Below are 13945 nucleotides of genomic sequence, written 5' to 3' on the forward strand. Positions count from 1 at the left end.
GGAGCTTCGTGTGCCCATGAGAGACACAGGCTCCAAGGAGGAAAGGAGAAAATCCCATGAAGGAATTCCATTGCGGCTCGCTGGTTCCCGGCTGTGAGTGGCACACGCGTGCCGGTGAGGAAGCCGAGGTCATGCGCCGCGCCGTGGACCATATGCGCGAGACACATGGCGAAACGGTCATTCGCGAGACGATGATCGAGGCGATCCGCTCGCGCATCGAGAAAGTTCGCGACGCGGCCTGAGCAGTCCTATCTGGCCTTCAAGGCTTCCGCGGCGCGCTCCAGCAGCGCGTCGCGATCGAGCGCAAAGCCGGACCCGATCCATTCCTTTTCCAGGTTTTTCAGGATCGCACCGAGTATTGGCCCCGGCGACGCGCCAAGCGCCGTCAGATCGCCGCCCTTGACTGGGAACACCGGTTTTTCCCATTTCAGCGCAAAAGCGAGCAGGCGCGAAAACCCGCCGGCCTGAACCAGCGCGTCATTGTCCTCGAGAGCCCGCGCTCGCGCCGACGCCAGCGACAGCCGCAGGCGATCGAGAAAACCCTGGCGCTCGCCGGAATAGAGTTTCTTGGCCAGTTCCGCTTCGCTTGTCTTGGGCTCGACGGCAGCCGTCAGCGCCCAGTGGCGCAGGCGCTCCGCCTCAGTGGTCGAAAGTTTCAGCCGCTCGGCCACTGTCTTCATCCGCGCCGCATCGGGCGGCACGATCGCCTCCAGCCTGAGCAGCGGGTCCGGCGCCCAGCCCAGATCCTTCTCTGTCTTGGTCAGCCCATGAATGGCATCGATGCCCCATTTCTCGCTTTCCGGCAGGGCGCTGGTGAGCACGCCGGCCTGGCGCATCCACAGCAAGGCGCGCGACGGATCTGGGGCCGATAACAACTTCTTCAGCTCGGACCAGATGCGTTCGGCCGAGAGATGGGCGAGACCGTCCTTGAGCCGGGCGCAGGCCTTCAATCCCTCGGCATCGGGCCGACCCTCGCCATACCAGGCGAAAAAGCGGAAGAAACGCAGGATGCGCAGATAGTCTTCGCGGATCCGCTGCTCGGCATCGCCAATGAAGCGCAGCCTTCGTGCCTCGATATCGCCGACGCCGCCGACCAGGTCCACGACCGTCCCGTCAGCCTCCGCATAGAGCGCGTTGATGGTGAAATCGCGCCGTTCGGCGTCGGCCTTCCAGTCGCGGCCGAACGACACTTTGGCGCGGCGGCCATCGGTCTCGATGTCGGCGCGCAGCGTGGTGACCTCATAGGGCGCGCCGCCGGCAATCACCGTGATCGTGCCGTGCTCGATGCCGGTCGGCACCGCCTTGAAGCCCGCCGCCTCGGCGCGGCGAACGGTTTCCTCGGGCAGGCAAGTGGTAGCAAGGTCGATATCGGCGACCAGCTGCCCAATCAGCGCATTGCGCACCGCGCCGCCCGCGATGCGGGCTTCCTCGCCGCCCTGCGCCAGCACGGCAAGCAGCCGCTGCAGATGCTTTTCACCCAGCCAGTCGGCTCTGCCCGCCAGCGATATCGGATCACTCAAGCATAGAGCCTTTCATAGAGCGTGCGGATGATGCCGGCGGTGACGCCCCAGATGCGCTGGCCGCCATAGGGCATATCGTAGAAGAACCATTCCAGGTCGTTCCACATGCGGCTGTCCCTGGTGTGGTTGGCCGGATCCATCAGGAACGAAAGCGGCACTTCGAAGGCGGCGTCGACCTCGTCGGAATTGAGCGACAGCGTAAAACCGGGCTCGACGATCGCCAGCACCGGCGCGATGCGATAGCCGCTGCCGGCGACATAATCGGGCATGCGGCCGATGATCTCGATGCGGTCCTGGCCGAGCCCGATCTCCTCGAAGGTTTCGCGCAAGGCCGCTGCTTCCGGGGTCGCATCGGTGGGATCAATGGTGCCGCCGGGAAAAGCCACCTGCCCGGAATGGCTGCGCAGTTTTTCCGCCCGCTTCGTCAAAAGCACGGTCGCGTCGCGTCCATGATCGACGACCGGGATCAGCACCGCGGCGTCGCGCAGCGCTTTGAGCTGCGTCAACCGTGGATGGCCGGGGTTGAAGCGATGATCGCCATAATCGTCGCCGGCATGGGCTTCAGCTTGCGCCGCAACCCGCGCGCGAAAATCCGCTGTGGAAAACGGCGGCGGCCTCACCTGATCCATCATGCGCTCAGCCGCTTCAGTTTTTCCGCCGGCATGATCGGATAGATTTCGCCTTTCGAGCGCACGGCAAACATCGTCTTGCCGCCGATATCGATCTCCTCGCCATGCTCGACCAGTTCGTACATCACCGGCCGCGCCACCAGCGCTTCCAGCCTCCCGCGCACCAGCACATAGGGTTTCAGGCCGCCGGTCTCGTTCTCGTCGACGAAGCGCAGCGGATGGCCAGGCCCGGCCTCGACGACATCGCCGACATTGGTGCGGAAAGTGATGGTCTGCTCGGCGCCGGCGCCGGAAACATCCATTTCAACCGCGATGAAAGGCGCGTCCACGACGCGGATGCCGACCCGTTCGACCGGCGTCACCAGATAGGTCCTGCCATCCTCGTCCTTGCGCAGCACGCTGGAAAACAGCTGCACCAGCGGCATGCGGCCGATCGGCGTACCGAGATAGAACCACGTTCCGTCCTGTTTGATCTCCATGTCGAGATCGCCGCAGAAGTCGGGATTCCAGCGCTCCACCGGCGCCGCGCCCTTGCCGGCGCGAGCCGCACGCGAGATCAACGCTTCGAGACCGCGCGCCTCGGTTGCGGCAGCAAGGCTGTGTTCGCGATGTTCGGAGCGTTCCGTCATGGTCACGAAATAGTCACTGTTGTTCCGCTTGTCAGCCTAAGTCTGTGATTTAAATTCATTCGTAGGCGCCAGGCGAAGCCGAATCGCGGCATTCTAAGGCACTACAGTGCAAGCCGGTACTTCCAGCACAAGGATCGATGCGGCATGAGCGTAATGGTAAAGGAAAGCCCAATCAGCGAAAAGGACATGATCGCCCAGGCCGAGACGGCGCTGGCCGATATTTCCAGGGTGCGCGACGGCGTCGGCCGCGTCATTTTCGGCCAGGAAGTGGTGGTCGAGCGCACGCTGGTGGCGCTGCTTGCCGGCGGCCATGCGCTGCTGGTCGGCGTGCCCGGCCTTGCCAAGACCAAGCTGGTCGAAACGCTCGGTGTCGTGCTCGGCCTCGATTCGCGCCGCATCCAGTTCACACCCGACCTGATGCCGTCGGACATTCTCGGCTCAGAGGTGATGGAACAGGACGAGGCCGGCAAGCGCTCCTTCCGCTTCATCTCCGGCCCGATCTTCGCGCAATTGCTGATGGCCGACGAGATCAACCGCGCCTCGCCGCGCACCCAGTCGGCGCTGCTGCAGGCGATGCAGGAATATCACGTCACCATCGCCGGCATTCGCCACGACCTGCCCGCGCCCTTCCATGTACTGGCGACGCAAAACCCGCTGGAGCAGGAAGGCACCTATCCCCTGCCCGAAGCGCAGCTCGACCGCTTCCTGATGCAGGTCGACATCCTTTATCCCGAAATCGAGGCCGAGCGGCGCATCCTGCTCGAAACCACCGGCATCGAGGACGCCAAGGCGCAAAACGTGCTGCAGCCGGCGCGGCTGAGGGAAATCCAGACGCTGATCCGCCGTATGCCGGTGCCCGAAACCGTCGTCGACGCCATCCTCAAACTGGTGCGTTCGGCGCGTCCCGGCCAGGGCAATGCCGAGACCGACAAGCATGTCGCCTGGGGTCCCGGCCCGCGCGCCAGCCAGGCGCTGACGCTGTGCGCCCGTGCGCGCGCGCTTTATGACGGGCGGCTGGCGCCGTCGGTGGACGACATCCGCGCGCTGGCCGAACCGGTGCTGCAGCACCGCATGGCGCTGACCTTTGCCGCCCGCGCCGAGGGCACGACCGTGCGCGACGTGGTAGCGAAACTGGCCAAAGGAATCTGATGGCGCGTATCGGCGAAGTCCAGGCACCGGCAGCGACGCGCGACGCGCTCGCCAGGGGCCGGTTGCGGGCTTCGCTGGTGCCGGACCTGCTGGTCGAGGCACGCCGTATCGTCAATACGGTAATTGCCGGCTGGCATGGCCGCCGCAAGCGCGGCATCGGCGAGAATTTCTGGCAGTTCCGCCCCTATGTCGAAGGCGATTCCTCGCGCATCGACTGGCGCCGTTCGGCCCGGGACGACCACACCTATGTGCGCGACCGCGAATGGGAAGCAGCCCACACGGTGTGGCTTTGGGCCGACCCATCGCCCTCCATGCTCTACAAATCGACTGGCGCCAGCGTTTCCAAGGAATCGCGCGCGCTGGTGCTGGCACTGGCCATGGCCGAATTGCTATCTCGCAGCGGCGAGCGCATCGCGTGGCCCGGCCTGACCGATCCGTTCACCGCCCGCAACGGCGCCGAGCGCATCGCGGCGCAATTGATGCACGCCGCCGACCCGCCGGCAAAGCCTGACCTGTCCGCCGTCCGCCGCTTCTGCGACATCGTCGTCGTCAGCGATTTCCTCGACCCGGTCGAGGAGACCATGGAATGGCTCGATGTGCTGGCGCGGCATGGCGTGCGTGCGCATCTGATCGAGGTTGCCGATCCGGCGGAGGAGACCTTTCCCTATGCCGGCCGCACCGAATTCACCGATCCCGAGACCGGCGACAAGCTGACCGCCGGCCGCGCCGAAATGCTCGGCGACGAATATCGCCTGCTCTACACCGCCCGCCGCCAGGAGCTGGCCAGCTGGTGCAAGCGCCTCGGCTGGAGCTATACCGTCAACCACACCGACCGCCTCGCTTCCGAGGCGCTGGTGCGCATCCACATGGCGATGACCGCCGATGGCGCATTCGTGGGAAGGGCCGGCGCATGAGCTGGCTGCCGCTCTCCTTTGGCGCTCCCATCGTGTTGTGGGGCCTGCTGGCGCTGCCGGTGATCTGGTGGCTGCTCAGGCTCACGCCGCCCAAGCCGCAGTCCGAAATCTTTCCGCCGCTGAAGATCCTCGCTCGCGTGCTGAAGCGCGAGGAAACGCCGCAGCAGAGCCCGTGGTGGCTGACGCTGCTGCGGCTGCTGATGGCAGCCCTTGTCGTCGCCGCTTTGGCCGAACCCGTCTTCAATCCGCGCGAAAAATTGCCGGCCGAGGGCGCCGCCCTGGCGCTGGTCATCGACAATGACTGGGCGAGTGCCGCCGACTGGGGCAAGCGCGTCGCCACCGCCCAGCGGCTGATCGCCGATGCCGGTTCGAACGGCGTACCGGTCGTCATCGCCTTCACCGCCGAAAAGCCGAACGCCGAGATCGGCCCCTTCGATGCGGCGGCTGCCCTCGACCGGCTGCGCGCCGCCAAGCCGAGGCCGATCCCGACCGACCGACCCGCTGTCTATGCCCGCGTCGCCGGCGTGCTGGAAGCCTTGCTCGGCGCCAGCGTTGCCGTTCTCGCCGACGGCCTTGCGGCAAAGGGCGACGAGGCCGCCTTCAACACACTGCTGTCGAAAAATGCCGCCCGTGTCGTCTGGGCCAATTCCGACCGGCTGGCGCTGACTGGGCTCACCGGCGCCGAGAACGAGGTCGACGGCTTCGCCCTGACCGCCATTCGCGCGCCCGGCGATCCGGCGCCGGCACAAGTCACAGCCGGCGCCTTCGACGACAAGGGCCGCCGCATCGCCGACGCGACGCTGACCTTCGCGCCGGGTGAGACCACCGCCACCGGCACGATGGCGGTGCCGTTCGAACTGCGCAACGACTTCGCCTCGATCGCGCTCGACGGCGAACGCCAGGCAGGTGCGGTGCGCGTGCTCGACGAAAGCTCCAAGCGCCGCCGCGTCGGACTTTTATCGCAGGCCGAGGCCGACCAGGCGCAGCCGCTTCTGTCGCCGCTCTATTACATCAGGCGCGCGCTGCAGCCTTTCGCCGATCTGGTCGAACCGTCGAGCGTCGATCTCGCCGACGCCATCCCGCAGCTTCTCGACCAGAAGCCGGCGATGATCGTCATGGCCGATATCGGTACCATTCCGCCGCAGGTCCATCAGCGGCTGGTCGACTGGGTCGACAATGGCGGCACGCTGGTGCGCTTTGCCGGTTCGCGGCTGGCCGCCGCCGGCAATGACGATGATCTGTTGCCGGTCAGGCTGCGCACCGGCGAGCGCTCGCTTGGCGGCGCGCTGTCATGGACAACGCCGCAAGCGGTGACCGAATTCCCGAAGAACGGCCCGTTCGCCGACCTCGCACCGCCGGCCGAGGTCACGGTGAGCCGGCAGGTGTTGGCCGAACCGACCCCGGACATCGTCGAACGCACCTGGGCAACCCTTGCCGATGGCACCCCGCTGGTGACCGGGTTGAAGAAGGGCAAGGGCACGCTGGTTCTGTTCCACATCACCCCGGAAGCGACATGGTCGACGCTGCCGATCTCCGGCAGCTTCGTCGAGATGCTGCGGCGCATCGTGCAGCTGTCGCGCAACCAGGGTGCGGCGGTCGCCAACGCCGAAGCCGCTGCTACGTCGCTGGCGCCTTATCGCATGATAGCCGCCGACGGCACTTTGGTGCCGCCGACGCCGGACGCACGACCGCTGGTCCCCGGCGCCGGCTCGCTGCCGGTGACGTTCGAGAACCCGCCCGGCCTCTATGGCTCGGAAACCGGCGTTTTCGCCCACAATCTGCTCGACCCGGCCACCGCCTTCGCGCCGCTGGTGCGCCCGCAATTCACAGTGCCGGTGACCAATATCCAGTACGCTTTCGATGAATCGCGCGACCTCAAGGGATCGCTGGTCACAGCGGCACTTGTGCTTATGCTACTCGACACGCTGGCGGTGTTCTGGATGGGCGGGCTGATGTCGCGCCGGCCGCGCCGCGCCCGCTCGGCTGCGGCAACGACGGCTGCGCTGCTGCTTGGCCTCGGCATGCTGTTTGGCCATGCCGACCTCGCCCGCGCCGACGATGCCAAGCCCGGCGATGCCGCGGCTATCGAGGATATTGCCAAGACCCGCATCGCCTATGTGCTGACCGGTGTGCCCGGTGACGATTCGATCAGCCGCGCCGGGCTCGAAGGCCTGACCCGCTTCCTGATCGAGAAGACCGCGCTCGAGCCGGGCGCGCCGGCGGGCGTCGATATCTCGAAGGACGAGCTTTCCTTCTATCCGCTGATCTACTGGCCGATCGATCCTTCCGCGCCGATGCCGAGCCAAGCCGCGATCGCCCGCATCGACGCCTATATGCAGCAGGGCGGCACGGTGCTGTTCGACACGCGCGACCAGTTCGCCAACGGCATCGGTGCGGATTCGGCGAGCCCGGCGACGGAACGGTTGCGCGACATTCTCGGCAATCTCAACGTGCCGCCGCTGGAGCCGGTGCCCGCCGACCATGTGCTGACCAAATCCTTCTTCATCCTGCCCGAATTTCCCGGCCGCTTCTCCGGCAGCCCGCTCTGGGTGGAAGCCTCGCTGGAGGCCAGCAATGCCGAGAATCGGCCGGTACGCGTCGGCGACGGCGTCTCGCCGATCCTGATCACCGCCAATGATTTTGCCGGCGCCTGGGCCGTCGACGAGAATGGTGACCCGCTTTTGCCGACCGTGCCATCGGATCCGATGCAGCGCATCTATGCGCTGCGCGCCGGCGTCAACATCATGATGTACATGCTGACCGGCAACTACAAATCCGACCAGGTGCACGTGCCGATCCTGCTCGAACGGCTGGGGCAGTAGAATGGCGGTATTGGCTAATTTCGTCTCGATCCTGTCTGGCGCCGGCGGCGCAGCCTCACCCTCCTCCTTGTGGGGAGGGTCGGCTCGCTGCCGCAGCGAAGCGAAGACAGTGAGCCGGGGTGGGGGTGCAGCGCTAGCGCTCTGTCGCCTACCCCCACCCCGCTCCGCTACGCGGATCGACCCTCCCCACAAGGGGGAGGGTAAACGATGAACTGGTCGATTTCCTTCGAACCGCTGCTGTCCTGGCCCTTGCTGGCTTTGGTGCTCGCACCGCTGCTGGTGCTGGCGGCTGTCGGCTTGTGGTTTCGCCAGCGCGGCGCGATCTTCCGCTTCGCGGCGCTGATTGCGCTGGGCGCAGCACTCCTCAATCCGGTCTTCCTCGATGAGGAGCGCGAGGCGCTGAAGAGCGTCGTTGCCGTCATCGTCGACCGCAGCCAGAGCCAGGATATCGGTGACCGGACCAAACAGACCGACGAAGCGCTTGCCGGTTTGCAGCAGCGCCTTGGCCGCTTCAAGCAGTTCGACGTCCGCGTCGTCGAGGCCGGCAAGTCGGAAGCCGCCGACGAGCGCACCGAGACCAAGCTTTTTGCAGCGCTTGAAGGCGCCTTCCGCGACGTGCCGCCCTCGCGCATCGGTGGCGCCATCATGATCACCGATGGCGAGGTGCATGACGCACCGGCCGCCCCCGACTTCAATGCGCCGCTGCACGCGCTGATCACCGGCAACGAGCACGAGAAGGACCGCCGCATCCGCTTCGAGAACGCGCCGCGCTTCGGCCTCGTCGGCAAGCCGCTCGACATGACCTACCGCGTCATCGCCACCGACGGCGAAACCGGCCCGGTCGATGTCCGCGTCTCGGTCAATGGCGAGCAGGTCGCGGTCGAAGAGGCGACCATCGGCCAGGCGATGCCGCTGCAGGTGACCATCCCCGGCGCCGGCCGGAACATCGTTGAACTCTCCATCGACCGCGAGCCGGGCGAACTGACCGACGCCAACAACCGCGCCATCGCGCTGATCGACGGCATCCGCGAGAACTTGCGCGTGCTTTTGGTTTCCGGCGAACCGCATGCCGGCGAGCGCACGTGGCGCAATCTGCTGAAATCCGACGCCTCGGTCGATCTCGTCCATTTCACCATTTTGCGGCCGCCGGAAAAGCAGGACGGCACGCCGATCAACGAACTGTCGCTGATCGCCTTCCCGACCCGCGAGTTGTTCGTCGAGAAGATCAAGGATTTCGATCTCATCATATTCGACCGCTACCAGCACCGCGACGTGCTGCCGATCCTCTATTACGACTACATCTCCGAATACGTCGAAAAGGGCGGCGCGCTGCTGATCGCCGCCGGGCCGGAATATGCCGGCGACTCCTCGATTGCCCGCACCCCGCTAATGTCGTCGCTGCCGGCAATGCCGACCGGCGAAGTCATCGACAAGGCCTTCTATCCGCGCCTCACCGATCTCGGCCAGCGTCATCCGGTGACGCGCGGCCTCGACGGCTCGGCGACCGAGCCGCCGCGCTGGAGCCGCTGGTTCCGCACCATCGGCGTGCAGAACCCCGAAGGCGAAGTGGTGATGAAGGGCGCCGACAACCGCCCGCTGCTTCTGCTCGATCATAAGGGCGAAGGCCGCGTCGGCATGCTTCTGTCCGATCAGGGCTGGCTATGGGCGCGCGGCTTCGAGGGTGGCGGGCCGCATGTCCAGCTTTACCGCCGCATCGCCCACTGGCTGATGAAGGAACCTGAACTCGAGGAAGAGCGGCTGACCGCCGACGGCCGCGGCATGATGCTGGAAATCCGCCGCCAGACGATGAGCGACGATCCCGGCCCGGCGCAGGTGATCACCCCTTCGGGCAAGGCGCTGATCGTCAAGCTGGAGAAGTCCGAACCCGGCGTTTTCCTGGGCAGCATCGAGACCAAGGAGATCGGCCTCTACCAGATCGGCAATGGTGACCTGACCGCACTCGCCCATGTCGGCCCGGTCAACGCGCCGGAATTCTCCGACGTCGTCTCTACCGAGGACCGCTTGAAGGCTCCGACTGAGGCCACCGGCGGCAGCGTGCGCCGGCTGGCGGCCTCCTCCACCCTTGGCCAGCTCACCGGCAGCGTCGCCCTGCCCTCCATCGTCCCGGTCCGCGCCTCCGGTGCGGCCTCGGGCGCAGACTGGATCGGCCTGCGCAGCACCGACGACAGCGTGCTCAAAGCCGTCTCGCGCGTACCCCTGTTCGGCGGCTTCCTCGGCCTTTGCCTGCTGCTGCTGGCCATGGGCGCGATGTGGTACAGAGAGGGAAGGTAAGGATCCCTTCTCCGTCACTATACGGGGAGAAAGACGCTCAACCTACTCCTCCGGCTCCGTCGTAAACAGCAGCGGGTACCCCTTGGCCTTGGCCGCGTAGATGGCCCGTGTCGCCTTGGTCTCGGCGACATCCCTGGTGAAGACGGCAACGACGCAAACGCCGAGCCGGTGCGCGGTGATCATCACCCGATTAGCCTGGTCTTCGCTGAGCTTGAACTCGCCCTTCAGCACCGTCACCACGAATTCGCGCGGCGTAAAATCGTCATTGATGAGGATGACCTTATAGAGCTTCGGCCGCTCGGTCCGCGGCTTCGTCTTGGTGCGGGGTTTGGAACTGATTTCAGGCATCGGGAACCGGTATCGCGCTAGGGGTCGCTCTCACTTTGTCATGGGGGAAAGCCGTCGTCCATTTTGATCGGCGCGCCAAACCGGCTTCCCGGAAGTGCTGCTGTTCACAAATTTAGGAACTGTACGCTGCGGTTCAACGGCTCTGGCGATCGGCGACGCGACGAGCCTGGAATTGCCGTGCGCTGGATGCCGCATCCGGCCTTGATCCGGCCACCTTGTATTCGACCCAGGCGACCGCGAGCCAGCCGAAGAAGCAGGCCAGCGCCGCGCCGGTGATCACGGTAAGCAGCAGGCTTTGCCATGGTGTGATGTATTGCCAGCTGCTGGAGATTGCCGGTGCAAACAGCGACGGCTCCGTGCGCCCGCTCACCGGATCGGGCACCGGGCTGGCGGTGAACTGGATCAGCACCCTGACCATTGCCGAGGCCACAAGGCCGCCGATGGCCATCGAGCGCAGAATGGATGAAAGCCGCTTCTTCATGCGGGCTATCCTACCGGACCGGCATTGCAAACGGGTTAAAGTCCTGGGTGGCCGGCACCCATCAACGGGTAATCATGCACTCACACGACAAGGCCGCTCCAGCCGGGGGGGTGCTGGAGCGGCCTTGTTACAGACAAGCCTGTTGGCTGTCTGGATCAGGCCTTCGGGGCGTCCGTCTTGACGACCTTCTTCGCCTTCTTGTGCTTCTTGACGGGCTTCTTGGCGACGACCTTCTTCACCGGGGGCTTGGCGGTCGTGGTCGCCGGAGCGGTGGTCGTGGAAGCAGCCGGAGCAGCGGTCGTGGTGGCAGCGGCATTGCCCAGAGCCGGCATTGCGAAAGCGAGAGCGACGGCGAGACCGGTGGCGGAGAGGATGGACTTTTTCATGGCTTCATTTCCTTCTTTGTGCGGGTCAGTTTCGAGTGTCACTGAACCGGGTCGATCGGTGTCACTCCAAGCAGCTTCAAAGCGTTCGCGAGCATCCGGATACCCTGTGCCTGTTTCTTGTTGGCGCAGAACCGGTTTCCCTTTCTTTGCAGTGCTTTCGCCGCGGTGACCTGCGTTGCCGCGGCATGGGTTTCAAGGGCTTCGTCTACCTGGCGATTGAGATCGATGCAGCGCTCGCTCCTTGTGATCGGCGTCACCTTTGCGGTTGTGGCTCCGACCGCGGCTGTGGCGAGCGGAATGCTGAGCAGCGCACCCATCAAGCTGATCGTGAACCTGTGCATTGGTGATGTCCGTTACTCCGGAGACTTCGCGTCGCAGCCGATGTCCTGACCGCCACGGCACCCTTTATGCCCTTGATTTTTTTCGGGAGTTTTTCCGGACTATAGAATTTTGTTTCTGAATTGTTTCTGGCAAATCGGCTTTGCGGGCGATCATCGCCGCTGGCCAACATGTGGCCAGAATTCTATCGTGTGGGTGACGCCACAGAAGCAGACTCAGAAGGCAGCCGCCGACCGGCCGCCAGCAATGACAGGATCGCCGTGAAATCCGATGCGCACATACTGATCGTCGACGACGACAAGGGCATTCGCGACCTGCTTCAGGAATTCTTCCAGAAGCGCGGCCTGCGCACCACGGTTGCCGCCGACGGCGTCGAGATGGAAGACATACTGCGCCGCACGCAGGTAGACCTGATCGTGCTTGATGTGATGCTGCCAGGAAAGAGCGGGCTGGAGCTCTGCCGCGACCTGCGCGCCAGCTACTCGACGCCGATCATCATGCTGACGGCGGTGACCGAGACCACCGACCGCGTCGTCGGCCTGGAAATGGGCGCCGACGATTATGTGCCCAAACCCTTCGATCCGCGCGAGCTGCTGGCCCGTATCCGCGCCGTTTTGAGGCGCAATGGTGCTGCCGAGCCGAAGCGCGCCACCACCAAGCAGATCTATCATTTCGCCGGCTGGACGATGGACTGCTCGCGCCGCCGGCTGATGGCGCCGGGCGACGTCAGGGTCGAGCTGACGATGGCGGAGTTCAACCTGTTGCAGACCTTCGTTAAAAGCGCGCAGCGAGTGCTCACCCGTGACCAGCTCATCGAGCTTTCCGGCGGCGACAGCGACTATTCCTTCGATCGCAGCATCGACATCTTGGTCAGCCGCCTCAGGCGCAAGATGGAAGACGACCCCAAGACGCCGAAACTGATCCTGACCGTGCGCAGCGGAGGCTACCAGTTTCTGCCCGAGACCACCTCCGAATGAGACGTTTCCTGCCGCAAACCCTGCCGGTCTGGGTTTTGCTCATCGTCATTGCCGGCCTGCTGATCAGCCAGGTCGCTACGCTCTATATCGTCTCGCGCGATCGCGCCGTCGCCAATGACGAGGTCGATCTCTACCGGCTTAACGACCGCGCCTATTCGCTGGTGCAGCTGATGCATGACGACACGCCGGAGCAGCGCAAGCTGACGGCCTCCGGTCTGTTCAACGCCACCTATGCGCTCACCGTTTCGGACACGCCCGCGGTCACCTCGTCGATCGCCGGCGACGACGAACTGGCCGAACTCGAGGACATCCTGGTCGGGCGGCTGTCGAAATTCGGCATCACCGACGCCCGCGTCCGGCGCGATCCGGCAACCCAGGCAGCCAACGCGCCCGGCGGTGTGGCCGTGACCAAGGATGTCGGCGCGGTGGAGCGCGACCTGTTATCGCTGGCGGCCAGCTTCGCCCAGAGCGACAAGCTGACGGCATCTGTCCGCTTCGCCGACGGCCAATGGCTGAATTTCACCGAGCCCAACACGCCGGTCGGACCGATATTGAGCTTCGACAGCCTGCCGCTCTATTCGCTGATCGCGGCCCTGGTGGTGATCATGTCGATCTGGTCGCTGCGCCGGCTGACGGCGCCCTATCGGATGATGGAAACGGCGGTCAACCGGATCGGCACGGATCTGAAGAGCCCGCCGATCGCCGAGACCGGCAGCCGCGAAATCCGCGCCGCGGCCAAAGCCGTCAACGCCATGCAGGTCCGGCTGCGCGACTATGTCGAGGACCGCGAACATCTGGCCGCCGCGCTCGCCCACGATCTGCGCACGCCGCTGACCCGCATGCGGCTGCGCCTGGAACTGTTGCGCAGATCGACGGCGCGCGAGGCGCTCGCCCACGACCTCGCCGACATCGAGAGCATCGCCAGCTCCGTCATCGACTTCGCCACCTTCGAAGTCACCGAGGAGAAGAGCGAGCGGATCGATTTCTGGTCGCTGGTGGAATCGATCGCCGACAGTTTCGAGGACGTCACGTTCGACCATGACGGCGCCAGGCCGCGTGGCATGATCTGCATGGCGCGGCCGGTGGCGCTCAAGCGCTGCGTCAACAATCTGGTCCAGAATGCCGTGACCTACGGCAAGAAAGCCCATGTCAGCTTGCGGCAGTCGGACGGCACGGTCACGCTGGTTATCCGCGACGAGGGGCCGGGCATACCGCAGGCGCAGCTCGACCAGGTGTTCGGTTCCTTCGTGCGGCTGGAGCAATCGCGCAACCGCCAGACCGGCGGTCTCGGGCTAGGCCTGACCATTGCCCGCAACATTGCGCGTGCCGCCGGCGGCGATGTCAACCTGTCCAACCATCCTCGCGGCGGCCTGCTGACGGAGCTCAGCCTGCCGCTGGCGGCATGAGGCAGCAGACTAGCGTCTCGATGGGCACCGGGGGTGGATCAGCCAACCCAACC

At 65.3% G+C, this 13945-nt stretch carries 14 protein-coding genes; 7 read left to right on the forward strand and 7 right to left on the reverse strand.

The features are described 5' to 3' along the window. Positions 1 to 56 precede the first annotated feature (56 nt). On the forward strand, positions 57 to 242 hold the full coding sequence (locus X730_RS163105; protein ID WP_023670013.1) for a DUF1059 domain-containing protein: 186 nt from the start codon (positions 57 to 59) through the stop codon (positions 240 to 242). A gap of 6 nt (positions 243 to 248) precedes the next feature. On the opposite strand, the gene X730_RS163100 is transcribed toward X730_RS163105, so the two are convergent. From X730_RS163100 to X730_RS163090, 3 genes are read right to left on the reverse strand one after another with little or no spacing between them, the layout of a single operon-like run. Next, a complete protein-coding gene (locus tag X730_RS163100) occupies positions 249 to 1520 on the reverse strand; it encodes a CCA tRNA nucleotidyltransferase (protein WP_031196468.1) in 1272 nt (423 codons plus the stop codon). Next, positions 1517 to 2149: a CoA pyrophosphatase gene (locus X730_RS163095; protein ID WP_023724971.1), complete on the reverse strand. Its 633-nt coding sequence runs from the start codon at positions 2147 to 2149 to the stop codon at positions 1517 to 1519. Before X730_RS163095 ends, X730_RS163100 begins: the two co-directional genes overlap by 4 nt. Then, entirely contained in the window at positions 2149 to 2778 is a 630-nt protein-coding gene (locus X730_RS163090) for a DUF1285 domain-containing protein (RefSeq protein ID WP_023670010.1), read from the reverse strand. The genes X730_RS163095 and X730_RS163090 overlap by 1 nt, the downstream gene beginning before the upstream one ends. Before the next feature lie 144 nt (positions 2779 to 2922). On the opposite strand from X730_RS163090, the gene X730_RS163085 reads away from it, so the two are divergent. From X730_RS163085 to X730_RS163070, 4 genes are all read left to right on the forward strand, one after another. Beyond that, positions 2923 to 3927 carry a MoxR family ATPase gene (locus tag X730_RS163085; RefSeq protein ID WP_023754586.1) on the forward strand — a complete coding sequence of 335 codons (1005 nt, stop codon included), beginning with the start codon at positions 2923 to 2925 and terminating at the stop codon, positions 3925 to 3927. Beyond that, entirely contained in the window at positions 3927 to 4841 is a 915-nt protein-coding gene (locus tag X730_RS163080; protein ID WP_023823398.1) for a DUF58 domain-containing protein, read from the forward strand. The genes X730_RS163085 and X730_RS163080 overlap by 1 nt, the downstream gene beginning before the upstream one ends. Further along, the gene (locus tag X730_RS163075; protein WP_023825366.1) at positions 4838 to 7663 is read left to right on the forward strand and encodes a DUF4159 domain-containing protein; all 2826 of its coding nucleotides are present in this window, start codon (positions 4838 to 4840) and stop codon (positions 7661 to 7663) included. The genes X730_RS163080 and X730_RS163075 overlap by 4 nt, the downstream gene beginning before the upstream one ends. A gap of 207 nt (positions 7664 to 7870) precedes the next feature. After that, positions 7871 to 9955: a membrane protein gene (locus tag X730_RS163070; RefSeq protein ID WP_023754937.1), complete on the forward strand. Its 2085-nt coding sequence runs from the start codon at positions 7871 to 7873 to the stop codon at positions 9953 to 9955. Between the two features lie 42 nt (positions 9956 to 9997). On the opposite strand, the gene clpS is transcribed toward X730_RS163070, so the two are convergent. The 4 genes from clpS to X730_RS163050 form a co-directional block, all read right to left on the reverse strand. Beyond that, entirely contained in the window at positions 9998 to 10303 is a 306-nt protein-coding gene (gene clpS / locus X730_RS163065) for an ATP-dependent Clp protease adapter ClpS (RefSeq protein ID WP_023754938.1), read from the reverse strand. 133 nt (positions 10304 to 10436) lie between these two features. Next, a complete protein-coding gene (locus X730_RS163060; RefSeq protein WP_023825367.1) occupies positions 10437 to 10784 on the reverse strand; it encodes a hypothetical protein in 348 nt (115 codons plus the stop codon). A 155-nt stretch (positions 10785 to 10939) separates the two neighbouring features. Beyond that, entirely contained in the window at positions 10940 to 11170 is a 231-nt protein-coding gene (locus X730_RS163055; RefSeq protein WP_023670004.1) for a hypothetical protein, read from the reverse strand. Positions 11171 to 11208: 38 nt separating this feature from the next. Beyond that, positions 11209 to 11511: a hypothetical protein gene (locus X730_RS163050; RefSeq protein WP_023825368.1), complete on the reverse strand. Its 303-nt coding sequence runs from the start codon at positions 11509 to 11511 to the stop codon at positions 11209 to 11211. A 258-nt stretch (positions 11512 to 11769) separates the two neighbouring features. Here X730_RS163050 and X730_RS163045 point away from each other — a divergent pair, with 258 nt between their 5' ends. Both X730_RS163045 and X730_RS163040 read left to right on the forward strand, forming a co-directional pair. Then, positions 11770 to 12486, forward strand: coding sequence for a response regulator transcription factor (locus tag X730_RS163045; RefSeq protein WP_023670002.1), 717 nt, complete (start codon positions 11770 to 11772; stop codon positions 12484 to 12486). Then, the gene (locus tag X730_RS163040) at positions 12483 to 13892 is read left to right on the forward strand and encodes an ATP-binding protein (RefSeq protein ID WP_023670001.1); all 1410 of its coding nucleotides are present in this window, start codon (positions 12483 to 12485) and stop codon (positions 13890 to 13892) included. Before X730_RS163045 ends, X730_RS163040 begins: the two co-directional genes overlap by 4 nt. Positions 13893 to 13945 lie beyond the last annotated feature (53 nt).

Source organism: Mesorhizobium sp. L103C131B0, from assembly GCF_000502275.1.
Lineage (GTDB): Bacteria > Pseudomonadota > Alphaproteobacteria > Rhizobiales > Rhizobiaceae > Mesorhizobium.